Below are 23,829 nucleotides of genomic sequence, written 5' to 3' on the forward strand. Positions count from 1 at the left end.
GCAAAGTGGCTCCGGTTTCTCGATCGGATCATGCTCCGATGAGAGTTTGAAAGTGGGGCGATGGACGAGCTGAAATCGATTATCGGCAAGGTCGCAACCGGCGCGACGCTGTCGCGCGACGAGGCAGCGTCCGCCTTCGACGCCATGATGTCGGGCGAAGCCACCCCCTCGCAGATGGGCGGGCTGTTGATGGCGCTGCGCGTGCGCGGCGAAACCGTGGACGAGATCACCGGCGCGGTGGCGGCGATGCGCGGCAAGATGCTGAAGGTGCAGGCGCCGCTCGATGCGATCGACGTGGTCGGCACCGGCGGCGACGGCTCGGGCTCGGTCAACGTCTCGACCTGTGCGGCCTTCATCGTCGCGGGAAGCGGCGTGCCGGTGGCCAAGCACGGCAACCGCGCGCTGTCGTCACGCTCGGGTGCGGCCGACGTGCTGGCCTCGCTCGGGGTGAAGATCGACCTCACGCCGGAAAAGGTCGGCCGCTGCGTCAAGGAGGCCGGCATCGGCTTCATGTTCGCGCCCGCGCATCATCCGGCGATGAAGAACGTCGGCCCGACCCGTGTCGAGCTCGCCACCCGCACGATCTTCAACCTGCTCGGACCGCTGTCCAATCCGGCCGGCGTCAGGCGGCAGATGGTCGGCGTGTTCTCCAAGCAATGGGTGCAGCCGCTGGCCCAGGTGCTGAAGAATCTCGGCTCGGATTCGGTCTGGGTGGTGCACGGCTCCGACGGGCTGGACGAGATCACCCTCACCGGCCCCACATCGGTCGCAGCCCTCGAGCACGGCAACATCCGCACCTTCGAGGTGACGCCGGAGGATGCCGGCCTCACCCGCTCCTCGCCCGGCTCGCTGAAGGGCGGCGATGCCGACGCCAATGCGGTGGCGCTGCGCAGCGTGCTGGAGGGCATACCGAGCGCCTATCGCGACGTGGCGCTGCTCAATGCCGCCGCGGCGCTGATCGTGGCGGGCAAGGCGAAGGATCTGAAGGAAGGCGTTGCGATAGGCACCAGGACGATCGACAGCGGCGCGGCGGCGGCCAAGCTGAAGCAGCTGATCGCAGTTTCCAACGGTTGAGGCCAGCCAATGTCCGACATCCTGAAGAAGATCGAGGACTACAAGCGCGAGGAGATCGCAGCCGCCAAGCGCGCAAACCCGCTCGCCAGCGTCGAGGCGCGCGCCAAGTCGGCGCCGGCCCCGCGAGGCTTCGTTCGCGCCATCCGCGACAAGCTCGCGCGCGGCGATTATGCGCTGATCGCGGAGGTGAAGAAGGCCTCGCCGTCGAAGGGCCTGATCCGTGCCGATTTCGATCCGCCGGCGCTGGCAAGAGCCTATGAGGCCGGCGGCGCGGCCTGTCTGTCGGTGCTGACCGACACGCCCTCCTTCCAGGGCCATCTCGATTTCATGGTGGCGGCGCGCGCAGCGACCAATCTGCCGGTGCTGCGCAAGGATTTCATGTTCGACACCTACCAGGTGGCGGAAGCGCGCGCCTATGGTGCCGACTGCATCCTGATCATCATGGCTGCGCTCGACGATGCCGCCGCACGCGACATCGAGGATGCGGCGATCTCCCATGGCATGGACGTGCTGATCGAGATCCACGATCGCGCCGAGCTCGATCGCGCCATAAAGCTCCGCTCGCCGATGATCGGCGTCAACAACCGCAATCTGCGCACCTTCGAGACGACGCTCGAAACCAGCGAGGCGCTGGCGCCGCTGATCCCGCGCGACCGCCTGATGGTCGGCGAAAGCGGCATCTTCACGCCCGCCGACCTGGCGCGGCTGGAACGCGTGGGCATGTCGACCTTCCTGGTCGGCGAAAGCTTGATGCGGCAGGCCGACGTTGCCGCCGCGACGCGGGCGCTGCTGACCCGCGCGCAAGCGCCGCGGGCCACGGGAACGCGCTGAGCGATGCCGAAAAAACCGTCCAGGGCCAGCGCCGCCCTCACCCATATCGACAGCAAGGGCGAGGCGCGGATGGTCGACGTCTCGGCGAAGCCCGCCACCGAACGCGTCGCGATCGCTGAAGGCCGCGTGGTGATGAACACGGCGACGCTGGCGCTGATCGTCTCCGGCAACGCCAAAAAGGGCGACGTGCTGGGAACGGCGCGGATCGCCGGCATTATGGCGGCCAAGCGCACCTCCGAGCTGATTCCGCTCTGCCATCCGCTCGCCCTGTCCAAGGTCGAGATCGACATCGCGCCCGACGCAAAACTGCCGGGCTGTACCGTCCGCGCAACGGTCAAGGTCACCGGCCCGACCGGCGTCGAGATGGAGGCGCTGACCGCAGTGTCGGTCGCCTGCCTCACCATCTACGACATGGTGAAGGCGGTCGAGCGCGGCATCCGGATCGAAGGCATCCGCCTCATCGAGAAGACGGGCGGCAAGTCCGGCCGCTACCGGGCCGACTGATCACCGGCAGAGCTGTTGCGTCACGCCAGTGTGCCCGGCCTTGCCGGGATTGAACGCCGCCATCAGGTGTTCTGCCATCAGGGGCTTCACACGGAGGATGCAATGTCAGTCGGCAAGCTATTGGCAACCGTGACGATTTTGTCGGTCATCAATGCCCCCGCGATGGCGCAGCAGGTGATTTCCGAGCCCGGCTATTGCGCGTTCTTCTATCCGAACGCCAATTGCCAGAACAAGGGACCGGGCAATCCCTATACCGGCAGCTACCAGCGCAGCCTCGCCGATCGGGACGCGGCGAGCGCCGGCCAGACGGTCGGCGTCGCAGCGTCAAAACCGCATTCGCAGCGCGCGGTGAGGAAGCAGTAGACCGCCTGATCCGCCGACGGGATCCATGGCCGACGGCAAACGCCGGCCCTGATTGTTCGCATTCGATCACTTCAGCGAGGTGTTGATCGAGGTGAACTTGGTCTTCAGGTTGCTGCCGAGCCCGTTCACGACCGAGATGATCGCGAGCGAGATACCTGCGGCGATCAACCCGTATTCGATCGCGGTGGCACCGGATTCATCGGCGAGAAACTGCTTCAACTTGCTCATTCGGTGGCACTCCATTCACGCTTGTCTACACAGCAACGGACCTCGCAACTGTCGTGCCAGTTGGCCGCCGAGCGGTTACAACGGCTTAGATGGTTAAGCCCTGCTTGAGGCCAGCGGCGCCCGGCAATTGATTCCGTTTTGCCATCAGCCAGCTCGGCATTTTCTGCATTCGTATCGATTTCGCTCACGTTTCATTAACCGAACTTCCTAACCGCAACTCCACGTCGCTGCGGTACCGGTGTTGCGGGCCGGGGGTTGCACAAACCCCTTCCGTGGATTCCTCCTCGCTGCGACCGAAGCATGAAGAACAACACTACCCCGTCCGTCAGCGTCGCCGCCGTCCTTCGCGGCGGCCCGATCCGCTGGCTCGTGCTCGGCGGCGGTTTCCTGATCGCGGCGATCGCGGTCGGCGCCACCCTGATGGCCGGAAATTTCCGCGAGCGCGCCTTGCACAATGCCGAGCGCGAGCTGGAAAACACGGTGCTGCTGCTGGCGCGCCATTTCGGTCAGCAGCTCGAGGATTTCGAGGTCGTCCAGAAGGACCTGATCGGCTACATGCGCGCGAACGGCGTCACCACAGCCGAGGACTACAGGCGCCAGATGTCCGGCGAAGCCATCCACCGCATGATCAAGTCGAAGATGAGCGCGCTGTCCTATGTCGGCGGCGTGCACCTGTTCGACGACGACGGCAGGCTGATCAACACCTCGTCGGCATGGCCCGCGCCTGCGGTCAATATCGCCGACCGGCCCTATTTCCGGACTTTCAAGTCCGATCCCCGGGCACCGGAAATGACGATCGAGCCCGTCTACAGCCGCATCACCGGAATCTGGACCACGGTGCTCGCGCGCAGGGTAACCGGAGCGAACGGCGAGTTCATCGGCGTCGTCGGCCGCGGCATCGAATCCGCCAATTTCGAGAAATTCTTCGCCACGATTGCATTGGCGCCCGACTCGGCGATCTCCATGTATCACCGCGACGGCACCTTGCTCGCACGTCATCCGCATGTCGCCGAGATCATCGGCAAGAATTTCAGCACGAGCGGCGCCCCTGAGCTGCGGGCGGCGTTCGAACAGCCTGCGACCACGTCGCGGCGCGTCAGCCCGATCGACGGCAAGGACCGCCTGGCTTCCTCGCGCGCACTCAGCCGGTTTCCGCTGGTGGTCGTTGCGGCCACGACCACGGAAGCGGCGCTCGCCGACTGGCGCGAGCAGATCGCCATGCTGGTGACGATCGCCACCGCCTCGGCGTTTGCGATCGCCGCCCTGCTCCTGCTCGTGGTGCGCAAGCTGTCGGACCAGCACCGGCAATCGCAGCGCCGCCTGACGCTGGAGAAGCGGCGCCTCGACACCGCCGTCAACCATATGACGCAGGGCCTGCTGCTGTTCGATTCCTCGCAGCGGCTGGTGATCTGCAACCGGCGCTACATCGAGATGTACGGCCTGTCGGCCGACGTGGTCAAACCCGGATGCAGCTTCCGCGAGATCATCGCCCACCGCAAGGAATCCGGCTCCTTCACCGGCAACGTCGGCCAGTACGTCGAGCGCGTGCTGCGCGACATCGACCAGCGCAATGCCATGGTGATCGATACGCCCGACGGCCGCTCGATCCAGGTCGTCAACGAGCCGCTGGCCGACGGCGGCTGGGTCGCCACCCATGAGGACATCACCGAGCGCCGCCGGGTCGAGGAGCGCATCACCCATCTCGCGCATTACGACGCGCTCACCGATCTGCCGAACCGCGCGCTGTTCCATGAGCAGATCAAGCTGGAACTGTCGCATGCCAGCGCCGACCGGCAGCTCGCGGTGCTCTACATCGACATCGACGAATTCAAGAGCGTCAACGATTCGCTCGGCCACCTGATCGGGGACGAGCTCCTGAAATCGGTGGCGGCAAGCCTGCGCGGCTGCGTCCGGGAGAGCGATTTCGTCGCCCGCCTCGGCGGCGACGAATTCGCCATCGTGCTGACTTCCGTCAGCGATCCCGGCGATGTCGCCGATCTCGTCGACCGCGTCTACGCGGCGATCCGCACGCCCTATGACTGCCTCGGCCATCAGGTCACCGCGGACGCCTCGATCGGCATCGCGCTGGCTCCGCAGGACGGTTCCGATCTCGACCAGATCCTCAAGAACGCGGATCTGGCGATGTACGCCGCCAAGGCCGCCGGCCGCCGCACCCACCGCTTCTTCGAGCCTGTCATGGACGCCCAGGTCCGCGCGCGCCGCCAACTGGAGATGGACCTGCGCCAGGCCATCGCCGATGGCGGCTTCGAAGTCTATTACCAGCCCTGCCTGAGCCTGCGGGACGGCTCGATTACCGGCTGCGAGGCATTGGTGCGCTGGCGCCATCCGGAGCGCGGCTTGATCTCGCCGGCCGAATTCGTGCCGATCGCCGAAGATACCGGCCTGATCAACCAGCTCGGCGAATGGGTGCTGGCCACCGCCTGCATGGAAGCGGCGAAATGGTCCGATCACGTCAAGCTGGCGGTGAACGTCTCGCCGGTCCAGTTCAAGAGCGGCACGCTGGCCCTTAAGGTGATCGCGGCGCTCGCGACCTCCGGCCTGCCGGCGAGCCGGCTGGAGCTCGAGATCACCGAGGCCGTGCTGATCCGCGACGACGACGCGGCGCTTGCCATCCTGCATCAGCTGCGCGCCATCGGCGTGCGCATCGCGCTCGACGATTTCGGCACGGGCTATTCGTCGCTGAGCTATCTGAAGCGCTTCCCCTTCGACAAGATCAAGATCGACCGCTGCTTCGTCACCGACATCGCCGGGCCCGACGGCTCGGCCGGCATCGTGCGCGCGGTGGTGAGCATCGCCACCGAGCGAAACATGACGACGACGGCCGAAGGCGTCGAGACCGCCGAGCAGCAGCGCATCCTGCGCGAGCTCGGCTGCTCGGAGATGCAGGGCTACCTGTTCAGCGCGCCGAAATCGGCGGATGTGGTCCGTGAGATGTTGACTGCGCATCGGGCGGCTCCGGCGCAACCTGAAAACGGCGCGCGCAAGCGCAAGACGGCGACGGTTTCCTGAAACCGGATTCCGGCCGCAACTGTCATTGCGCGAGGAGCCCGAGACCCGCGGTACCCTCTACCCTCTCCGGATAGAGCGGCTTCGCGTCCCGTGCAGTGAGCTCGAAATTACTTCTGGTTGAGGTCGTATGCGGCGCTTGCCATGAGGACGCAAACACCGAACACGCATCGCCAGAGCGTCGTGGTTCCGGGGACGATGAGCATTGCGGCCGCGCCGACCAATCCGAACACCACGGCTCTCGTCTTCTGGACCTTTTGCCAAGCATCAGCCATGACAGTCTCTTTCCCCGCATGAGTGACCTCGGCGCGGGGACCATGCGTTGTCCGTCACCCGACCTTACCTACTGGACGTGCCAGTAGCTCGCCACACAACAGGCGCTCTATTCGGGAAAATAGCGAGTCAATTCAGTGGGTATTGGCCCGTAGGCGCATATGGAATATTCGCGAGAGCCGCGCCGCGGGCACGGCTCTAGAACGAATCAGCGAAGTTCAATCCGCCGCCCAAACCGCGGCTCCGATGGCGGATTGCGCTTCGCCAATCCGACATCCGCCAGGACTACGACGCCTTCGTCTCGTTCAGCCCGCTCTGCCACGTAGACGGCTGCGTGCCGAAGCCGCGCTTGGCGCGGGTGCCGAGCCAGTAGCCGAATTGCGGCGGCACGTTGCGGAACGGGCCTTCGATGCCGAGCTTCAGCGCGGCATCCATCGGCCAGTTCGGGTTGTTGAGTATCTCGCGGCCGACGGCGATCAGGTCGGCCTGCCCGGCGCGCAAAATGTCTTCGGCCTGGTCCCCATGGATGATGAGGCCGACCGCCATGGTCATGATGCCGGCGTGGCTCCTGACATATTCCGACAGCGGCACCTGGTAGCTGTACTTGATCTCCTTGCCGAGGATCGGCGCCACGTCGGTGATGCCGCCGGACGAGCAGTCGATGACGTCGACACCCTTGCCTTTCAATATTCTGGCGAGACGCACGCTCTGCTCCGGGCCCCAGCCGGCATTGTCCTCAACCGATAGCCGCACGAACAGCGGCTTGTGGTCGGGCCAATTCGTGCGCACGGCTTCCGTCACTTCGGTAATGAAGCGCATGCGGTTTGCTTCCGAGCCGCCATATTCGTCGCTGCGCTGGTTGGATCTTTCCGAGAGGAATTCGTGCATGAGATAGCCGTGGGCACCGTGCAGCTCCAGCACCTCGAAGCCGGCTTCGTGGGCGCGGCGCGCGGCGTTGCCCCAGGCCTGCACGAGGTCCTTCACTTCGGCCCGCTCCAGCGCCCGCGGCACCGGCCATTTCTCGCTGTGGGCGATTGCGCTCGGCGCGACCGGCGTCCATTCGTCCCAATCGTCGATGTCGGGCGTGCGCGTCAGCGGCCGGTCGCCTTCCCAGGGCCGCGTGGCGCGCGCCTTGCGGCCGGAATGGCCGAGCTGGATGCCGGCCACCGAATTCTGCTGCTTGATGAATTTGACGAGACGGCCGAGCGGCTCGACGAACTTGTCGTCCCAGATGCCGAGATCGCCGACCGTGCCGCAGCCGCGCCGCTCGACCTTGGTCGACTCCACGATCACGAGCCCTGCCCCGCCGGCGGCGAACTTGCCGGCGTTCATCAGGTGCCAGTCGGTCGGAAAGCCCTTGATCGCCGAATACTGGTGCATCGGCGGCACCACGATGCGGTTCTTCAATTCCACGCCGCGGATGGTGATCGGAGAGAACAACAGCGAGCCGGACATGAGCGCTTCCTCGTCGTCGGGCCGTCGTTTCGCGGCCTCATTCGGAGGCAAACGATAGCTTCATCGCGTGCCGCGGCAAGTCCGCATCGTTGCATGGCGGCTGCGATTTTCGTACACCACCGCCGTCATGACCCCGCCCTCCCTCTCCCCCGGCTCTGCCGACGTGCTGCTGTTCGATATCGGCCGCGTCGTGCTGGATATCGATTTCGGCCGGGTGATGAACATCTGGGCCGGTCACGCCGGTTGTGAGCCTTCCGACCTCGCCGCGCGCTTTGTCGTCAACGACAGTTTCCGGCACCACGAGACCGGCAAGATCGACGATGCCGCGTTCTTCGGCGATTTGCGGCGGTCGCTCGGCATCGGCATTTCGGACGCGCAGTTCCTGGAAGGATGGAACGCGATCTTCGCCGGCGAGATGCCCGGCATCGCACCGCTGCTGGCGCGCGCCGCCGCGCGCATGCCGCTCTATGCCTTCTCCAACACCAACCCGCCGCATGTCGAGCACTTCTCCAGGGCTTATGCGGACGTGCTCGGCCATTTCAGGGAAATATATCTCTCCTCCAGCATCGGGCTGCGCAAGCCGGAGCCGGACGCCTTCCATCACGTCGTCAACGCCATCGGCGTGCCCGCCGCGCGCATTGTATTCTTCGACGATTCCGCCGAAAATATCGCAGGCGCCCGCGCCAGCGGCCTTGCCGCCGTGCATGTGAAGTCTTCCGACGACGTGGCAGGCGCGCTTGCCGCGCTCGGAATCTAGGAGTTCTTGCTTTGGCCTTGATGCCGGTGACCTCTGCGCTTGCCGCGATCCTCGACGGCGTCCAGCCGCTGGCTGAGGAGATCGTTGCGCTCGACGCCGCCTGGCACCGCACCCTGGCGCGCGACGTTGCTGCCAAACGCACCCAGCCGCCGCAGGCGATGTCGGCGATGGACGGCTATGCGGTGCGCGCGGCCGATGCGGCCGATGTGAAGGCGCGGCTGAAGGTGATCGGCGAGATCGCCGCCGGCCGGCCGTTCGGCCGCACCGTCGGGATGGGCGAAGCGGCGCGCATCTTCACCGGCGGCGTGATCCCCGACGGCGCCGACGCCGTCATCATCCAGGAAGACACCAGCGTCGACGGCGATGCCCTCAGCATCACGGAAGCCGCGGTGAAGGGACGACATATCCGCCAGGCCGGCGTCGATTTCCGCGAGGGCGACGTACTGCTCAAGCGCGGAACCCGGCTCAGCGACCGCGACCTCTCGCTGGCGGCGGCCATGAACTATCCGGAACTGGCGGTGCGCCGCCGGCCGAAGGTGGCCGTGCTCGCCACCGGCGACGAACTTGTGATGCCCGGCACCACACCCGGTTCCGGCCAGATCGTCTATTCCAACGGTTATGCGCTGCGGGCGCTCGCGCGTGCCGAGGGCGCCGACACGATCGACCTCGGGATTGCCGCCGACACCGTCGCCGACACCACCGCCGGCATCCGCCGCGCCCGCGAGGTCGGCGCCGACGTGCTGGTCACCACCGGCGGGGCCTCGGTCGGCGACCACGACCTCGTCAAGCGCTCGCTGGAGGCCGAGGGCATGACAATCGCGTTCTGGCGGATCGCGATGCGGCCCGGCAAGCCGATGCTGTACGGCCGGCTCGGCGGGATGCAGGTGATCGGACTGCCCGGCAATCCCGTCTCCTCCTATGTCTGCGCCTTCCTGTTCCTGGTGCCGTTGATTCGCGCTCTGTCGGGCCGCAGCGACATCCACCACGCCAGGGAAACGGCATTGCTCGGGCGCGACGTCGCCGCCAACGACCAGCGCGAGGATTACCTGCGCGCGCGCCTCGAGCGGCGCGACGACGGCCAGTGCATCGCCACGCCCGTCAGTCATCAGGACTCGTCGCTGCTTGGATTTCTCGCTGCGGCACAGGGATTACTGGTACGCGCGCCGCTGGCGCCGGCCGCTGCGAAAGGCAGCGTTGTGGAGATCCTGCGACTGCCGGAATGACCGGCTGATTCGCGGTTCCCGACAAAAGCTCATCCCGTTCACCCAAAATTAAGTGGTTGCGGAACACATATCGAACATATAGTGTCCGTTCATGATTTGTTTCGAGCGGTAGTGCCTTTTGACTGCTTTGGCGCGCACCGCACGAGTCTCGGAATTGAACGACGCGCCACCAACGACGCTAACCCCGGGGATTGCTCGCGATGCTTACGCGCAAACAGTACGAACTCCTGCGTTTCATCAACGAGAGACTCAAGGAGGCCGGCGTGCCGCCTTCCTTCGACGAGATGAAGGACGCCCTCGACCTGCGCTCGAAGTCGGGCATTCACCGCCTCATCACGGCGCTGGAGGAGCGCGGCTTCATCCGCCGCCTGCCCAACCGCGCCCGCGCCATCGAGGTGATCAAGCTGCCGGAGCTCGCCGGCTCAAGCGGCAACGGCCGCCGCGGCTTCACGCCGAGCGTCATCGAAGGCACGCTCGGCAAACGCTCGGGTGGCGCGCAGGTCAATGAGGACAGCGGCGAGCGTCCCGTGGCCGTCCCCGTGATGGGCCGCATCGCCGCCGGCACCCCGATCGAGGCGCTGCAGACCCGCAGCCACACCATCAGCGTGCCGCCGGACATGCTGGGCTCCGGCGAGCACTACGCGCTCGAGGTGCGCGGCGACTCCATGGTCGATGCCGGCATTCTCGACGGCGACATGGCGCTGATCCAGCGCAACGAGACCGCCGACACCGGCGACATCGTGGTGGCGCTGATCGACGAAGAAGAAGCAACGCTGAAACGTTTCCGCCGCCGCGGCGCCTCGATTGCACTCGAGCCCGCCAACACGGCCTATGAAGTTCGCATCCTGCCGCCCAACCGCGTGCGCATCCAGGGCAAGCTGATCGGGCTGTACAGGAAGTACTGATTGCATCGCGTCCGGATCCGCGCTTGCGGGTCCGGACCTCCATCGCTTCCAGAGCCGGCGCTTCCGGTGAGATGATGGTTTTGCGTCCGGCCGCGACACAGCCGGAAAATTTCAAAACGCATTTGTGATCGCGCGAGCCATTGCCGGCCGCATCATTGCCCATAACCGGGCGCAACTTTTCGCACATCTCCACCTTGATAGAGGCCTGCGCCTCCAGGGCATGATCCCGAGAAGTGGAGATCGTTTTCGTCAAGATCATGCCCAGGCAAACCAGTGGCGCGGGCTGGCTCTATCTCGCAAGAGGAGCAATCCCATGTGCGATTATAGTCTGCGCGCTCTCGCGACACGGCCGGCGGAAGTCGGCGAAACCCTGATCACAACCACGTTCCGCGGCACTTCCACGCGAGGCTTCGCCTCGGAAAGCGACCCGGAGACCGCGGTCTGCATGCTGCCGGGAACGGAGCTCGCCTTCGCCGAGAACGTCCGCTACGACAGCCGCTGGATCTGGCCCAAGACGCTGGAATACCGCGTCGGCAAGTTCGGCATGATCGATCCGCACATTGCGGATCGTCACCATGACGCAATCGAATTCCCCGACGGAATGTTCGTGCTGGTGACGCAGCTCTGCGAAGGCCAGCGCGTTACCGTGCTGCAGCTTCCGGTGCGGGAAGGCCAGCACGAAGCGAGGAAGGCGGATACCGAGCAGACTGCTCCGCGGCCGATCATCGCCGACTGAACCTATTCGTCGGCCTGCATGTCGGCTTCCGACGGCGTTGCATCAACTGCCTGACGGGCGGGACGCGCAACGCGAAGCGTCGTGTCGCCATCGCCCAAGTCGCCGCCTGCGGACGGCGACCACGGCCGGTCAATGCCGCGCGGCTTGACTGCATCGACGGCAAATCCATCGCCCGTGCGGCGCAGCGCCAGCGCACCCTGCCGGCGCAGCCGCTCCGCATCGATGACGGAAGCGCGGCAGCCTGCCGGCACCTGCCGCGCCGTGACGATGACGGCGGCGCGCTCGCAATCCTCAGCGATGGCTTCCGGCCGCAGACTCAGCGCCACCAGGGCGCCACCGGCGGCCGGCGTTACGCAGCCGCCCGCGTCGCACGACACGCCTTCCGCCAGCGAGGTGTCGCCGGCGGTTCGCGCATCGGCGTCGGCTGCCAGCCATTCCCTGACGGCAAATGCGTCCTTGCCGCCCTTCATCAGGTGCAGCCGGCCGTCCGTGCCGCGCACGGCGACATTGCGGCCATCGCCGGAGATCAGGATATCCGGCCGCGGCGCTCCCGCCGCCCAGACGATGGCAAGCAGCAGCACCCCTGCCCCGCTCCAGCGCAGCGGCGTGCGCAACAGGCCCATCAGGATGATGCCGGCACTCGCCAGGATCAACGGCGCGATGCCGAACGCGGCCATCCGGCCGACCGCGCCGGGCAGACGCGCGACCCATTGCGCGACCGCGACCATCCAGTCGATGCCGACGCCCATCAGCCACCAGAAGAAGCCGTCGAAGCCGAACGGCATCGCCGCAAGGCCGAACAATCCCGCCGGCATCACCAGCGCCGAGACCACCGGCATCGCCGCGAGGTTGGCCACCACCCCATAGGGCGTGATGCGGTGGAAATGGAAGGCGGCGTAGGGCGTGGTGGCGAGGCCCGCGACCAGCGAGGCCAGCAGCAGCATGACGAACTCCCGGCCACCCCACAGCGCCACGCGCGCGCTCGTGGAATTGTCGGGCGCGGCGAACAGCTTTGGCATGCCGATCTGCACCAGCGCGACGAGGCCCAGCGTGGCCGCAAACGACATCTGGAAGCTCAGGTTCAATGAATTTGATTGAAAATGATTTCAAAGTCTTACCCTACCTTCCGAGCAGGTCCCCGGGACTTTTCCCGGGACTTTGCAACGTTTTCGATTGCCTCAGCTATGTCACCGTCTAAGACGTGAGCGTACCGCAAAGTGCTTTTGATGTCGGCATGATTCATAGCCCGCTGTACAAGCTTGAGGTTGCCCGAGGAGCGCAATAGTTTGGTGCCGAAATCATGGCGATAGTCGTGGAATCGGAAATCCGTCACGCCCGCCTTTGCACGAATGCTTTGCCAAGCTGATTTCGTGCCCGTGAGCGTCAGGGGATAGCGTTCTCCGCGTACCAGACCTAGCCGCTTATTGCCGTATTGCGCGAGGTAGGTGAATACGAAATCGGGATGCAACCCCTGCAAAGGGAAGAGGATCTCGCGGATGGTTCCAGTAATCGGGAACACCACGCGTCTTCCGCCCTTCCCTAGCCGCACAATCTGGCGGGTCCCGAAGTTGACTTCAGTCCAACGCAGAGTAACGCACTCCCGCAGGCGCAGACCGCTGGTCCGAACAAAATCAAAAAACGGCTGGTAATCGGAGCGCATTGCATCATCAAACGCCGCAGCTTCGTGATCTTGCAGCTCGCGAACACGCTCCGGCGGCTCCTTCAACCAATGTCTTGTCCAATTAATTTCACGCTCGAACCGCGCACCCTCGGAGATGGCAAAAGTAAAAAGCCGCTTGAGCACTTTGGTAACCGAACGATTGACGGTGGCAGGAGAAATAAGCGGTGCATCCCTTCGGCCTTTGACGTGTTGCCCTCGTCGCCATGCCACCAATTTCGCAATGGCTGCATCATCGATGACGGTCAGCGGCGTAGTTGGGCCGAAGTAATCAACGATACGCGCCAAGTTTCGCTGAGTGGCATCATAGCCGGCATGGTACTGGCCCACTTCCTGCCAAAATCGGTCCGCGACGTGGTCGATCTGAAGCGAATAAGCCGCATTACGTTGCGACTTTATCAACTCGCGCGCCCGTTTGCGCTCTATTGTCTCGAAGTCTTCGGCTTCTCGCTTAGAAGTGCAGCGCGTCGAGCCGTAAAACCGATGACCCTGGATGACAAAATCAAACCAGTAGACCGCGCCCGACTTCTTGGTTTTGAAGACTGACATGGGTGCTCCTGGCTCCTGCGCGCCGCAACGAAGTCTTTCAAATCGCTTTCATCAAAGGCGTATCTGGGACGTTTAGCTCCTCGACCAATGTTGACGTATCGTATCGCTCCATCCTTTACGAAGTCCATTAATTGTTGGACGGAAATCGCAAGCCTGGCTGCTGCCACGTGCGGCGAAACCAAAGCTACATTGTAGCTCGCAGTTCGCTCCACTGGCGCTGCTGACTGGGCACTGTTATCGTCGATCATTTCAAAACTCGTTGGAGCAAGGACAATCGCGATTTTGCCAGCGGTGATGCATGAACTAAATGGAGGACAAGAAAAGTTTGCTATGTCCCTGTTGGTAAGACCCTTCCCAATTCCGCTCTCTTGACGAGAAGCCATAGCCCGGCTCCCCGCAAAGCCCGGCACCCACTAAGCGCCATGCGGTTGAGGCGTTCGTAGCGCAAATCCCCAGGATGCCCGATCTCGGGGGCCAGCCGGCCCGGCCCACCAAACAATGCCCGGTGACGGCAACGCGGAACAAACGAATGCCTTTTATTGTCCTGGATACTGGTGGACCGTCGAACCGGCGCCACCACGGCGGGGGAGCAAGAACACCGCGCGCTTCGTCCCCGGAAAAAAAACGCCGGGCCGCCGCGACTATTCGATGAAAGCGGCTCGATCGGCTGATTGGGCCGGGCTGGCAAAGCGTGCCGTTGACGGCTTGGAACGATCAGTCTATTTGCCTGCAACGGAATCCGCGCCCTTGCCTGAATGCTTTGCGCGGATCAGCCCGGCGAGGGTCGCACCTCGGCCGGGCTCTTCTTTTTGTCAGCGCCGATGACTGAGCGAAATGGAGGACAAATCAACGTTTGCTCTGTCCCTGTTGAAATCTTCGTCGCTTTAAGTGTTGAGCAACGCTATCGATGGATGGGCTTTCGCCCGTCATTGCTGGCATGACGACGGCAACAAATCTTGCAACCGGCCCCTTGTTGGATAAACCGAGCTTTTGAGGGTGCATTGCGATCATAAACGCGTCGGCGATCATTCCCGCGATCTGATGCCAACTTTCCGCCTCAGGCATCAAGGCAATCTCGTCGATATCCATGTTCAGCTGAAAATCATGCTTTTGCATCGCCATTAAGAACAGGCAAAATCGTTGGTAGAGCCGAATTTCAGCCTTCATGGTCTTGGGACTGATGGCTTCCATCGAGCGGAACGCCTGCTCACGCTCTGCGAAAAAGTTCTGTAAGACAGCTATAGCCTCGCGGACGCGCTTTGCCGTCGCCTGCTTATTGCGGCTCTCGGGCCCCATCGTTTTACGAAGCCGAAAAGCACCGTGAATATCGTTCAAGTCATAAGCCAGTGTGACGAGATCGCTCGGCACGGCTTGACCCTTGAGAACCTCGTCCAAGAGCTTCTCCAAATTGGCCGCGGTGAATGGCTCCTGACCCGGCCAGAAAGCTACTCGCGCTCGCAGGTTTGGCTGGTCACTAGTGCTCGGCGCGGTATTGGGCTTTGCCTGACTTTTCCGCTCACCACCCTTTTGCTTTGTCCTACCGGTTCGCCCCGGAGGAGGCGTCCGCTTCTTGGTCATGGCGGCCCAACTCCACTACCTCAACGCATAGTCGCAGCTACTTTTCCGGACCAACGGTCAACCTGGCGCCATGACCCACCCTTCGCGGCGCGATCAAATAAAGGCGCGTAGGCCCCGGTCCCCACGCGGGCGGAGGGGGGAGCCGGCGCCCACCCAAAACCGTCCGGACGCGCCCTCCTAGGTCGAATAAGAGGCTATTAGACGAAGGCGGTCTACCCCCGAACCCGCCCCCTAGGACTAGCACAGGTCCCTCGAATGGCCTCGGGCAAGGCGGCGGGCCCATCCCAACAACCGGAGCGTGTGGACACCTTTTCCTTTCCACCGTAAAAACTCAATACGTCCGTATAGTCAATGAATGCAGGGGTGAGAAATGACGGAGGATGGCGGAAACTGGGTTTCCTACCTTCGGGTTTCAACAGACCGGCAAGGCCAATCAGGGCTTGGATTGGACGCGCAGCGCGCGGCGGTGCTGGCTTTTCTCAATGGTGGGAAGTGGGCCCTAGAAGCCGAGTTCGTCGAGATTGAGAGCGGCCGGCGCAGTGATCGGCCACAACTCGCAGCAGCCCTTGCTGCCTGCAAAAAACATCGAGCCAAGCTCGTGGTCGCAAAGCTTGACCGCTTAAGCCGTAACGTCGCGTTCATTTCCAGGCTCATGGAGTCGGGGGTCGAGTTTGTCGCCGCCGATATGCCTCATGCCAATAGGCTCACCGTGCACATTCTTGCTGCCGTGGCCGAACACGAGCGGGAAACGATCAGCACTAGGACAAAAGCGGCCCTTGCCGCTGCCAAGGCGCGCGGCCGCGTTCTGGGAGGCCCGAAAATTGCAATCGCACGCGCTCTCGGCGCAGCGGCTAACAAGAATGCGGCCGACCGCTTCGCGGCAAACATTCTACCCTTGATCCGCCAGATACAGGAGAGCGGCGCCAAGTCTCTGCGCGCCGTTGCGGCGGTTCTTGCCGCGCGCGGTATAGCCACCGCCCGCGGCGGAGAATGGAGCGCCGGCCAGGTTGCCAACATCCTTCGCCGCTCTACTTGACCCGGCAAAATCGCAGCTACTTTAGGACGGGGCTCCCGCTGGGCGCGACTTGTTCGCTCCGTGCTTCGAAACAAGGGAAGGCGGCCGAGTGGTTTAAGGCACCGGTCTTGAAATGCGAATAGCCACATCGCCTCTCGTCCGGTGTGGCGGTGCACCGGCCAGTTTCTCAGCCACTTAAACCGCATCATGTAGGTTCGTGTTGAACGCGAGCTGACACTCTTGGTTTGGGGCCAAGCGTGGTGCCAACCGCAATACCTCGTGGCTTGCGGACGCCCCGTCGCCGAGGGCATCCTCTCACCATGTCCACGAAGTCCCGCGAATACCTGTTCGGCACCTCGATCCGGCATGCCGCCGAGCGCGCTGCGGCGGCGCGCAAGGAAGCGGACAAGCTCGCCTGCGAGGCCTGGAACAAGCGGATGCTGGGCTACAAGGGCCCTGCCCAGCCCTCCCCGGCGCTCGGCGATGCGCTGAACGCGGGCTATGGCTACCTGGGGTCCGGTGCCTCGGTTGCGACACCCACCGGACCGTGGCGCTGGACGTGGTCAGGCGGCCGAAGACCACGCCGATCCACGAGCTGGAGCGGTACCTGCGGTGCAAGGACTGCTCGTCGGTGCGAGGCTACGCGTACAAGCGCAGCCATCTGGTCGCACTGCGGCCGACGAAGATCAGCACGACGAACCCGGCGTCGACCTGGTGGCCCGGGGAGCGGTGAACTCGGAAGGAAGAACATGTCATTTACCAAAGCCGAGATCGAAGAGAAGCAGAAGAAGGACTGGCTCGACGAGCACCTTCCGTACGAGCTTAAGATGGCGCGATACTCCATCGCGCAAATGCGAGGCACCTCCGTATTCTACCTTGATTGGAACGCCTACCACTCATCTTTCGCTGTTTCGGCATGCAACTTGGCCGCATTCCTTACGAACGGCGAAAAGAAGGGCAATAACCTTCAGGCTTGCGACTTTGTGCAGAACTTCAAGTCACGGAAGGACAACCTTGCTGGAATATTCAGCAAGCTCGAACCCCAAGTATTCCATCTTGGGAAGGCCCGGCCGACCGACGAAGGAAAGTTCAACCTGCATGAGGCCGAGAAAATTCTCCATTGGATCGAGGAGGAGATGGCGAAGTTTATCTCGCAGCTTGGGACATGGAGAAAGCATTGGAATGAAGCTCGATCCAAGCCTGAGGCACGTCCTGTGGGTCCGACACTTCGCCTAAACCGTGCGCTGCAGACAGCATCCTCAGCCGATCCAAGGTTTGTGACTGGACCGAACGCTGGTGCGATGGCTGAAGCCGAGAAGGGCGACTCATTCAAGCCAATCGGCCATGAAGTCAAAAAGAAGTAGGATGTGCAATCTCTACTCGATCACGACGAACCAGGAAGCCATCCTTCGGCTATTTCGTAAATTGAACAGGTACGTCGGCAACCTTGCGCCGATGCCGGGCGTCTTCCCTGACTATCCCGCTCCCGTAATCCGCAACACCGACGAAGGCGAACGCCGCGAGCTGGTCATGATGCGCTGGGGCATGCCGCCACCTCCGCGCACCGGCGGCCCGCCGGTCACCAACATCAGGAACACCAGCTCGCCGCACTGGCGCGGCAGGCTTAAGCCAGAGAACCGCTGCCTGGTGCCGTTCAACTCCTTCGCCGAGTACACGCCGGAGCCGAACCCTGAAACGAAGAAGAAGGACGTGGTCTGGTTCGCGGTGAACGAGGACCGGCCGCTGCTCGCCTTTGCCGGCATCTGGACCGTGTTCAAGGGAGATCGCAACGGATGATCGATGGCGTGGCTTATCTGCGACGACGCCAGGCTGGGTCGACGATCCGCCGCGCCTGCCGAAGGGGTTCGAGCCCGACGATGACGCTGATAAGCTGGGCGCGTGAAGCCGCCTGAAACACCAACCCCAGATCGACTGACGCCGAGCGAGATCGATGCGCTGCGCGAGCAAAGCCGCCGCGCGTTGGCGACGGCCCGGCGCTGCGCGGTAGATCGGGATGTGCGGCCGAACGAAAATGTGGGGCACATGCCTCAGGCAGGTAACTCCTGCTCTGGGGTTTTCGGTTCTACGATCTGCTTCAGACCGAGCTTCCAGAGCATTTTGATCGTCTTCAGGTACAGGTCCACCTTACGATCATCATCGCCAATGATGCTGCTGCCATAGCTCCTGGCGAAAGAGATTTCATGGGGCCAATAGTCGCCCCCAATGTTTGCACATGCCGCCTCGACGGCAGCCTGAGCAGACGGCAATCGCACACCGTTGAACTTTCCGGCAACCTCGCAAGAAAAAATCCCCTTGCGCTCGCCGAACATGATGAAGGAGGACAAATCGCCAGAGCGATAGAGCCGCTCGATGGGCATCATTACGCGTTCATCGTGATCTTCATCCCAGATCACGGCGAAATCCAGGAACTTTGCCACTTCTAAGGGTTGCGCCAGCTCATCGTGGAACACTGTGGCGCGCAGAATGGAATAGTGCGTCCCGCGACCGAGTGACCCCACCGGGCCGGTCTCATCGTGAAGCGTTTGAAAAAAGGGAGAATATGCTCGCATGAGCGTGCTCCGTTTCAGGGAGGTGGTCTCGGCTTCCGCCGAGTTAGTGCTTTGGGTTTCGCCCTCTGCACGGTTCAGGCCTATTACTTCGTCGATAACGAAGAAGAAGTCAAGATCACATGAGTAATGACGGATGGCGACGATCCTTCGACGATCCCATCCAGGTCGGCGAGAAGACGGTGGTCACGCTACGGGATGCCGCCGACTACATCGTGGCGCTGCCGCCGAAGACGTCAGGTAGATCGGGCCGTTGTCGAAGCGGGCATCGCGTTAGAGATGTTCGGAAGTCGCGCAAGTTATGGTAGAAACCCCATCAATTGCCGGGGCTGGGGAGTTCTTATGCGTCTGTGGGCCGCCATCAGTCTCCCTGACTTGCGCACGCGCAGCTATCCGAGCTGGATCGCAGGGCTGAGATACACCGGCCCCGACGGGACGAATCGCGGAAAGTACTGCAAAGGCCTCCGGCCCGGGACGGTGCTGAGCCTTGTGCGCGAGCCCGACAATCCCCACAGCGAGAGCGGGCTTGCCGTCGCCGTCAAACACAGCGGAAGGCATCTTGGTTACATACCCAATCGCCATCATTGGGTGGGGAAAGCGATGGACGAGGGAAAGGTCGTTGATTGCGCCGTGGACCGCATTGAGACAACTGGATGGTTCTTCGTGCGAGCGCGCTTCGTCGGGCTGACCCTCACTGTTGCAAACCCCACTCGCGAGCGGGCCGCGTCGGTCATCAAGGAGCCAAAGCCAAAGCGCGACAAGGTCGCCGAGGCCCGCGAAAAGGAACGGGAGCGCAGGGCGTCGGACCTCTGCATCGACGGCCTGCGAGTTCTGGCTCACATAGCGAGGTCGGATGACGACTTGTCGGCCGAAGAATTGGCGGTCCAAGCCGAGTATATCTTTCTGCGCCTGCACTCTGCTGGCTATGAGCGGGACGCTTTCCTGATCGAAAAGTTGTTAGGGACAGCACAGGGATTGATCGTCCCGCGCCGGGCCTTCGTCCGTGCGGCCAACATCGTTTCGAAGGATAAGGATAACTTCGCGCAGGTGCTGAATGCAACGCTCCGAATGGTCAGCCGATCCGGCCCATTCAATGAGATCGAAAGGACCGCGCTGGAAAAGTTGCAGGCGGCCGGTAGAACCAACGGCTGGCTTTAGCTGTTCTGGCGGGATCAACCATTTGCCGATCCGTATGGTCAGGAAACTCTGAAGCTGAACCGCCACACCCGCACGATGCCCGCATGCGTTATCGTCATCGCGACGGTGCGCGTGCTGCCGGTGATCAGCGGCTGTAGCTCGCGATTGGGGCCGGTGACGAACTTCTCCTTGATGGCGCTGCTGTACCAGGCCGCGCGACTCGCCTTTCTGCAGAGCGGGCTTGTCGTTGTCGAGAGGGGGGACCGTTGCTCGAAATCTCAAATTGCCAGATCGGGCCGTTTTTCTTTTGGCATACCTGCTGTTATAGTGGAATCGAAGCGGTCAAAGCCGTTTCGGGGCGTGGAAACCCCTTCGGTTAGGCGGCACAAGTGCGCCGTCAAAGCACTCCTCGACCATATGGTCGGGGAGGCATGTGCGTATGTACAGGGCGAAAGCCTAAAGGCGCATGCGGCTCTCCTAACCGAGGCTTTCCAACTCCCCGATCACCAGGACGGGGAGGCCCGAAGTGGCGACTATTTTAAAGCTTCTGGGGATACTGGCGCTGTTGGTCGCCCTCGCAATCGTAGCACCGCAGCACCAAAGCAATTCGGAACCTTCAAACGAGTCCAAAAAAGACCTGCCTCAGAAACAGAGAGAGAATTGGAACAGCGTCAACGTCCCACCAAATCTGGATGGCACGATTTACGCTTATGACAAGAACTCGATCACAATCATGCGGGGAGAGCGCGGCCAAATTGTCGGCGCGGAACTGATGGTGGTGATAATTCGCGGAGACGAAGCAATTCGGGGAAAGCGAGCGCGTTTTAGCTTCCTCTGCGATGGGAGCGGCCGCTACCGGATCAACGGATCACCCCCACTGCCAACACAAGGAACTTTACCTACTCAGGAAGGCTATTTGGCCAACGTGGCTTGTGGCGCCGCTCGATGCGAACAATGGCGACAAGGCGGTTCCGCGGTTTGCCGCGATTGAGCGCTGCGATAGGCAAAATGCTCCTACGCCGCTAAGTCTCTCCTTCGGCCTTTCGAACGGTAACGGCCAGCTTTGCGATCTTACGTCTGTGTGTCTGCTTGATCCCCCAGACGGCACCATGGTGAGGATGGCCGCCATCAGGGTCCCAACCGACCTTCAGGCCCATCGCGCGAAGACTCCTGACCTGTATTCTGGTGGCTCCGACAGTCTCGTCCGCAAGGTAGTGCTCGGCATTGAGCCCATCCTCCGCCATCCAGCGCAGGATGTCGACCGACATGCCACCGTCGCTAGATTCCGAGTATGCGCCGGACGACACTCGCGTCATCTTTTTTTCGGGATCGGGATGAAGATCGTGAGGCGGCACGATGTGCCTTAACACATAGTCATCATCCAAAATTTCGGGGTGATCGTGCGGCGTGATCTTGCCGTTTGCGTCGCGAGGGGGCGCGGACGGCATGATCGCGCAAACGCCGGCTCAGCTACGGAAGTTCTCTCGGATGACCTCGGCCAACTGGTCCCAGGTCTCCGTCTGAATCGGGATTTCAACCTCGTCGCCGTTTCGTTGCTGGAAAAACAGCGCCGAGATTTCGAACGGCCGCGCGATCTCGATTTCGAGATCACCGCGGTTCGAACTCCACTCCAGCTGAATCCCGCCATTGCCGAGCGGCACTGCCACGGGCGCGGCGCCGTCCTCCGGCATGATCTGGACAAGCAGCTGCCAGGCAAACGACAGCACGTCGGCGCGCACGGCCGCAGATCCGCGCTGATCCCAATTGTCGCGCAAGGGAGCGATCGCTATCAATCGATCTACCGTCGGCCGCGCCCAGCTCGATCGATGAACGACGCTCGGCGAGCTCAGCTGCGGACGCGTAACCACGACCGGTTTGATGCTCGACCGCACGAGTTCGTTGACCGGATTGACGGACTGATACCACTCGTCATCGATCGTGCGCAGGGCCATCGAACTCATTGCGTTCTCTCCCAAAGCTTGTGCATTTTTGGCCCGGTTAGGTGGGCAAAACCCTTCACCACGCTGATGCGGCCGCGCTTCAGGAAATCGACGATCCCCTTCTCGTCGGGCGAGCTTGGCCTGCCGCGGGCAGTCAGCGTCAATTGCACGATCGTCTGGCCGTCCGCTCGGCGCGCCGGCTCGGCCGAAGCGATCAGGCGGCCGATCGGCTTGCCTTCCGCATCCCGCATGACATAGCGCAGCAGGAAGCGGAGATCCTCCGGCTTGCCGAGGTCGCCGAGTGCAAGACTGCCGGTGTGCTGCCCGAACAAATCGTCGGTCAGATCAGACAGATTGCTGCCCGGCGGCACGGGCATCTGGTTGATATAGGTAACCTCGCATTGATTCGGAATGATCGGCCCGAGCCCCGCTGCGGAAATTGTCTTCGAAAAGGTGGCAAAGCTGGACGTGAATGTATCGAGCATCCGCTCGAATCGCGGATAGTTGTCGGCCTGCCCGACCTTCCGCCAGTTGTGCAGGAATCGGTCCCTCTGGACCTGCAGCAATTCTGACCGCGCCTGGTTGATGAAAAACACGCGCGGCGCTTCCGGCGCCATCGAAAGCTGAAAGCTGATGCCTGGTACGAATTGCGGGTTCGACCCGAACGTCTCGAACACCGGCGGCAGCGCCGAAGCTTCCTCAAGGAGGGGAAATTGGTCCCGGAAAGGCTGCCAGACGAGCCCGAGGTGGGGCGTCATGAAGCCGGGAATCACGTCAAATTGTGCCCCGATCGCGACCTCGGTCAGCGGAGGCGCCCCAAACTCGGGAAGGTCTGCCGGCCGTCCGTTAATCATGTCGGCTTTGGACTCAGCTCGGGTTTGCATCAGCGAACCATATGGCGCTTAAGAAAGCCCTTCAAGGCTGGGAGCCGCTTGCCATCGTCCGAATCGCACGAATTTGACTGGTTTTTAGCGGAATTGTTGCCGTGCTCTGCTCATCATTCGGTTGACGTGATATTGACCTAGGAAGCGGGAATTTCAGTACGTTCGCATCGGACGGACTCATCGGCAGTTTCGGTTTACCCTGGTCGGTCGCTGGAATCCACGTCTTGCCGGGTTCCGGCACCCCTCCGGCAACCGCATCCAAATTAACCATAAGACCGTCCGCAGTTTGCTGCAGATTGCGCTTTGATATCGCTCGCCGGGAAAGTGTAATAGAATATTAACTATCGGAGTTGGTTGGCGATTTTGGGGACGGGCTGCTTTGAAGCATGCTGCTTTTGCCATCGTGTGTTGTCTGGTCAGCGTTCATACGGTCCGTGCCGAGCCGCTACGGACCGTTCCTGAGATTGTCGACGCCGATACGATCTATGCAGGCTCGACGAAGATACGTCTGAGTGGCATCGACGCTCCGGAGACAGACCAGGTCTGCATCGATGCCTCTGGTAAGGATTGGAATTGCGGGATCGAGGCTAGGGAAAAGCTTGAGGCTTTCGCGCAGAATCGCCCTTGGGTCTGTGAGCTTACCGGCACCGATGTTTATCAGCGCCGTCTTGGCTCCTGCACGGTAGCCGGAGAAGATATCGCCCGATGGCTGGTGCGGAACGGCTTGGCCCTTGCCTTTCGACGATATTCCGACGCTTACGTTGCTGACGAAGACTTTGCCCGCGAACAAAAACGCGGCCTATGGAGCGGAGCGTTCATAGCGCCATGGGAATGGCGGCACCGGAGTTCCGCCACCGTTGTCCTCGGTGCGCTGGCGGTGCCTGTCACGGCGCAAAGCAGGTTGCTTTCCTCTGCCGCTGCTGCGCGGCCGCCCGCTCCGAGCTGTGCCATTAAGGGTAATCTCAAGAGTGCGGGCCAATGCATTTATCACATGCCCGGGGGGCGCTTTTACGATCGACTCGATATGCAACGAAATGCTTCGCGTCGCTGGTTCTGTAGCGAGGCCGAAGCTATTGCAGCCGGCTGCCGCAAGTCGAAGCTCTAG

At 62.6% G+C, this 23,829-nt stretch carries 23 protein-coding genes and 3 pseudogenes; 16 read left to right on the forward strand and 10 right to left on the reverse strand.

Going from position 1 to position 23,829, the window contains the following annotated elements; all coding sequences use genetic code 11:
* Positions 1-60: 60 nt before the first annotated feature.
* From trpD to HZB49_RS10120, 4 genes are all read left to right on the forward strand, one after another.
* Complete coding sequence (gene trpD, locus HZB49_RS10105; protein ID WP_291610687.1) at positions 61-1,074, forward strand: anthranilate phosphoribosyltransferase; 1,014 nt, start codon at positions 61-63, stop codon at positions 1,072-1,074.
* A gap of 9 nt (positions 1,075-1,083) precedes the next feature.
* Complete coding sequence (gene trpC, locus HZB49_RS10110; protein ID WP_291610689.1) at positions 1,084-1,905, forward strand: indole-3-glycerol phosphate synthase TrpC; 822 nt, start codon at positions 1,084-1,086, stop codon at positions 1,903-1,905.
* 3 nt (positions 1,906-1,908) lie between these two features.
* Entirely contained in the window at positions 1,909-2,409 is a 501-nt protein-coding gene (moaC, locus tag HZB49_RS10115) for a cyclic pyranopterin monophosphate synthase MoaC (protein ID WP_291610691.1), read from the forward strand.
* Positions 2,410-2,511: 102 nt separating this feature from the next.
* The gene (locus HZB49_RS10120) at positions 2,512-2,772 is read left to right on the forward strand and encodes a hypothetical protein (protein ID WP_291610693.1); all 261 of its coding nucleotides are present in this window, start codon (positions 2,512-2,514) and stop codon (positions 2,770-2,772) included.
* Between the two features lie 66 nt (positions 2,773-2,838).
* On the opposite strand, the gene HZB49_RS10125 is transcribed toward HZB49_RS10120, so the two are convergent.
* Positions 2,839-3,000 carry a Flp family type IVb pilin gene (locus HZB49_RS10125; RefSeq protein WP_291610695.1) on the reverse strand — a complete coding sequence of 54 codons (162 nt, stop codon included), beginning with the start codon at positions 2,998-3,000 and terminating at the stop codon, positions 2,839-2,841.
* Positions 3,001-3,300: 300 nt separating this feature from the next.
* Between HZB49_RS10125 and HZB49_RS10130 the strand changes: the two genes are divergently transcribed.
* Positions 3,301-6,030, forward strand: coding sequence for an EAL domain-containing protein (locus tag HZB49_RS10130; RefSeq protein WP_291610697.1), 2,730 nt, complete (start codon positions 3,301-3,303; stop codon positions 6,028-6,030).
* Positions 6,031-6,137: 107 nt separating this feature from the next.
* Here the strand turns inward: HZB49_RS10130 and HZB49_RS10135 are convergent, their stop codons facing one another.
* Positions 6,138-6,302: a hypothetical protein gene (locus HZB49_RS10135; protein WP_291610699.1), complete on the reverse strand. Its 165-nt coding sequence runs from the start codon at positions 6,300-6,302 to the stop codon at positions 6,138-6,140.
* Between the two features lie 283 nt (positions 6,303-6,585).
* Positions 6,586-7,755 (reverse strand): NADH:flavin oxidoreductase/NADH oxidase, encoded by a 1,170-nt coding sequence (locus tag HZB49_RS10140; protein ID WP_291610701.1) that lies wholly within the window; start codon positions 7,753-7,755, stop codon positions 6,586-6,588.
* 127 nt (positions 7,756-7,882) lie between these two features.
* On the opposite strand from HZB49_RS10140, the gene HZB49_RS10145 reads away from it, so the two are divergent.
* From HZB49_RS10145 to HZB49_RS10160, 4 genes are all read left to right on the forward strand, one after another.
* Entirely contained in the window at positions 7,883-8,512 is a 630-nt protein-coding gene (locus HZB49_RS10145) for an HAD-IA family hydrolase (RefSeq protein WP_291611173.1), read from the forward strand.
* A gap of 11 nt (positions 8,513-8,523) precedes the next feature.
* The gene (glp, locus tag HZB49_RS10150) at positions 8,524-9,735 is read left to right on the forward strand and encodes a gephyrin-like molybdotransferase Glp (RefSeq protein WP_291610703.1); all 1,212 of its coding nucleotides are present in this window, start codon (positions 8,524-8,526) and stop codon (positions 9,733-9,735) included.
* A 200-nt stretch (positions 9,736-9,935) separates the two neighbouring features.
* The gene (gene lexA / locus HZB49_RS10155) at positions 9,936-10,640 is read left to right on the forward strand and encodes a transcriptional repressor LexA (RefSeq protein WP_291610705.1); all 705 of its coding nucleotides are present in this window, start codon (positions 9,936-9,938) and stop codon (positions 10,638-10,640) included.
* A 313-nt stretch (positions 10,641-10,953) separates the two neighbouring features.
* The gene (locus HZB49_RS10160; RefSeq protein WP_291610707.1) at positions 10,954-11,376 is read left to right on the forward strand and encodes a hypothetical protein; all 423 of its coding nucleotides are present in this window, start codon (positions 10,954-10,956) and stop codon (positions 11,374-11,376) included.
* A 2-nt stretch (positions 11,377-11,378) separates the two neighbouring features.
* Here the strand turns inward: HZB49_RS10160 and HZB49_RS10165 are convergent.
* The 3 genes and pseudogenes from HZB49_RS10165 to HZB49_RS10175 form a co-directional block, all read right to left on the reverse strand.
* Positions 11,379-12,452 (reverse strand): annotated as a pseudogene (locus HZB49_RS10165) (ComEC/Rec2 family competence protein); the annotation flags it as partial.
* A gap of 38 nt (positions 12,453-12,490) precedes the next feature.
* Complete coding sequence (locus HZB49_RS10170) at positions 12,491-13,603, reverse strand: site-specific integrase (RefSeq protein WP_291610708.1); 1,113 nt, start codon at positions 13,601-13,603, stop codon at positions 12,491-12,493.
* Between the two features lie 846 nt (positions 13,604-14,449).
* A complete protein-coding gene (locus HZB49_RS10175) occupies positions 14,450-15,181 on the reverse strand; it encodes a hypothetical protein (RefSeq protein ID WP_291610709.1) in 732 nt (243 codons plus the stop codon).
* 370 nt (positions 15,182-15,551) lie between these two features.
* Here HZB49_RS10175 and HZB49_RS10180 point away from each other — a divergent pair, with 370 nt between their 5' ends.
* From HZB49_RS10180 to HZB49_RS10195, 4 genes and pseudogenes are all read left to right on the forward strand, one after another.
* Entirely contained in the window at positions 15,552-16,217 is a 666-nt protein-coding gene (locus tag HZB49_RS10180; protein WP_291610711.1) for a recombinase family protein, read from the forward strand.
* A 299-nt stretch (positions 16,218-16,516) separates the two neighbouring features.
* Positions 16,517-16,929: pseudogene (locus tag HZB49_RS10185) on the forward strand (hypothetical protein).
* Positions 16,930-16,945: 16 nt separating this feature from the next.
* Positions 16,946-17,560, forward strand: coding sequence for a hypothetical protein (locus HZB49_RS10190; protein WP_291610713.1), 615 nt, complete (start codon positions 16,946-16,948; stop codon positions 17,558-17,560).
* A gap of 1 nt (position 17,561) precedes the next feature.
* Positions 17,562-17,984, forward strand: a pseudogene (locus HZB49_RS10195) (SOS response-associated peptidase family protein); the annotation flags it as partial.
* 260 nt (positions 17,985-18,244) lie between these two features.
* Here the strand turns inward: HZB49_RS10195 and HZB49_RS10200 are convergent.
* Positions 18,245-18,766, reverse strand: a complete 522-nt coding sequence (locus HZB49_RS10200; protein ID WP_291610715.1) for a hypothetical protein — start codon at positions 18,764-18,766, stop codon at positions 18,245-18,247.
* A 339-nt stretch (positions 18,767-19,105) separates the two neighbouring features.
* Here HZB49_RS10200 and HZB49_RS10205 point away from each other — a divergent pair, with 339 nt between their 5' ends.
* On the forward strand, positions 19,106-19,921 hold the full coding sequence (locus HZB49_RS10205) for an HIRAN domain-containing protein (RefSeq protein ID WP_291610717.1): 816 nt from the start codon (positions 19,106-19,108) through the stop codon (positions 19,919-19,921).
* Positions 19,922-20,426: 505 nt separating this feature from the next.
* A complete protein-coding gene (locus HZB49_RS10210; RefSeq protein WP_291610718.1) occupies positions 20,427-20,891 on the forward strand; it encodes a hypothetical protein in 465 nt (154 codons plus the stop codon).
* 31 nt (positions 20,892-20,922) lie between these two features.
* Here HZB49_RS10210 and HZB49_RS10215 read toward each other — a convergent pair whose 3' ends face one another.
* Genes HZB49_RS10215 through HZB49_RS10225 form a run of 3 tightly spaced genes read right to left on the reverse strand, consistent with a single transcriptional unit; the run spans position 20,923 to position 22,694 of the window.
* Positions 20,923-21,348, reverse strand: coding sequence for a hypothetical protein (locus tag HZB49_RS10215; RefSeq protein ID WP_291610720.1), 426 nt, complete (start codon positions 21,346-21,348; stop codon positions 20,923-20,925).
* 18 nt (positions 21,349-21,366) lie between these two features.
* The gene (locus tag HZB49_RS10220; RefSeq protein WP_291610722.1) at positions 21,367-21,861 is read right to left on the reverse strand and encodes a hypothetical protein; all 495 of its coding nucleotides are present in this window, start codon (positions 21,859-21,861) and stop codon (positions 21,367-21,369) included.
* Entirely contained in the window at positions 21,858-22,694 is an 837-nt protein-coding gene (locus HZB49_RS10225; RefSeq protein ID WP_291610724.1) for a TIGR04255 family protein, read from the reverse strand. Before HZB49_RS10225 ends, HZB49_RS10220 begins: the two co-directional genes overlap by 4 nt.
* A 409-nt stretch (positions 22,695-23,103) precedes the next feature.
* Between HZB49_RS10225 and HZB49_RS10230 the strand changes: the two genes are divergently transcribed.
* Positions 23,104-23,829, forward strand: a complete 726-nt coding sequence (locus HZB49_RS10230; protein WP_291610726.1) for a thermonuclease family protein — start codon at positions 23,104-23,106, stop codon at positions 23,827-23,829.

It is taken from the genome of Bradyrhizobium sp. (assembly GCF_016219575.1).
Taxonomy (GTDB): domain Bacteria; phylum Pseudomonadota; class Alphaproteobacteria; order Rhizobiales; family Xanthobacteraceae; genus Bradyrhizobium.

Excerpts from the sequence above, each read along its gene's own strand:
- HZB49_RS10130 (WP_291610697.1), top strand. The coding sequence starts at position 3,301 with ATGAAGAACAACACTACCCCGTCCGTCAGCGTCGCCGCCGTCCTTCGC.
- HZB49_RS10160 (WP_291610707.1), top strand. The coding sequence starts at position 10,954 with ATGTGCGATTATAGTCTGCGCGCTCTCGCGACACGGCCGGCGGAAGTC.
- trpD (WP_291610687.1), top strand. The coding sequence starts at position 61 with ATGGACGAGCTGAAATCGATTATCGGCAAGGTCGCAACCGGCGCGACG.
- HZB49_RS10225 (WP_291610724.1), bottom strand. The coding sequence starts at position 22,694 with ATGATTAACGGACGGCCGGCAGACCTTCCCGAGTTTGGGGCGCCTCCG.
- lexA (WP_291610705.1), top strand. The coding sequence starts at position 9,936 with ATGCTTACGCGCAAACAGTACGAACTCCTGCGTTTCATCAACGAGAGA.
- HZB49_RS10170 (WP_291610708.1), bottom strand. The coding sequence starts at position 13,603 with ATGTCAGTCTTCAAAACCAAGAAGTCGGGCGCGGTCTACTGGTTTGAT.
- HZB49_RS10175 (WP_291610709.1), bottom strand. The coding sequence starts at position 15,181 with ATGACCAAGAAGCGGACGCCTCCTCCGGGGCGAACCGGTAGGACAAAG.
- HZB49_RS10125 (WP_291610695.1), bottom strand. The coding sequence starts at position 3,000 with ATGAGCAAGTTGAAGCAGTTTCTCGCCGATGAATCCGGTGCCACCGCG.
- HZB49_RS10220 (WP_291610722.1), bottom strand. The coding sequence starts at position 21,861 with ATGAGTTCGATGGCCCTGCGCACGATCGATGACGAGTGGTATCAGTCC.
- HZB49_RS10190 (WP_291610713.1), top strand. The coding sequence starts at position 16,946 with ATGTCATTTACCAAAGCCGAGATCGAAGAGAAGCAGAAGAAGGACTGG.
- trpC (WP_291610689.1), top strand. The coding sequence starts at position 1,084 with ATGTCCGACATCCTGAAGAAGATCGAGGACTACAAGCGCGAGGAGATC.
- HZB49_RS10120 (WP_291610693.1), top strand. The coding sequence starts at position 2,512 with ATGTCAGTCGGCAAGCTATTGGCAACCGTGACGATTTTGTCGGTCATC.
- HZB49_RS10140 (WP_291610701.1), bottom strand. The coding sequence starts at position 7,755 with ATGTCCGGCTCGCTGTTGTTCTCTCCGATCACCATCCGCGGCGTGGAA.
- moaC (WP_291610691.1), top strand. The coding sequence starts at position 1,909 with ATGCCGAAAAAACCGTCCAGGGCCAGCGCCGCCCTCACCCATATCGAC.
- HZB49_RS10180 (WP_291610711.1), top strand. The coding sequence starts at position 15,552 with ATGACGGAGGATGGCGGAAACTGGGTTTCCTACCTTCGGGTTTCAACA.
- HZB49_RS10145 (WP_291611173.1), top strand. The coding sequence starts at position 7,883 with ATGACCCCGCCCTCCCTCTCCCCCGGCTCTGCCGACGTGCTGCTGTTC.
- HZB49_RS10205 (WP_291610717.1), top strand. The coding sequence starts at position 19,106 with ATGCGTCTGTGGGCCGCCATCAGTCTCCCTGACTTGCGCACGCGCAGC.
- HZB49_RS10135 (WP_291610699.1), bottom strand. The coding sequence starts at position 6,302 with ATGGCTGATGCTTGGCAAAAGGTCCAGAAGACGAGAGCCGTGGTGTTC.
- HZB49_RS10215 (WP_291610720.1), bottom strand. The coding sequence starts at position 21,348 with ATGCCGTCCGCGCCCCCTCGCGACGCAAACGGCAAGATCACGCCGCAC.
- HZB49_RS10200 (WP_291610715.1), bottom strand. The coding sequence starts at position 18,766 with ATGCGAGCATATTCTCCCTTTTTTCAAACGCTTCACGATGAGACCGGC.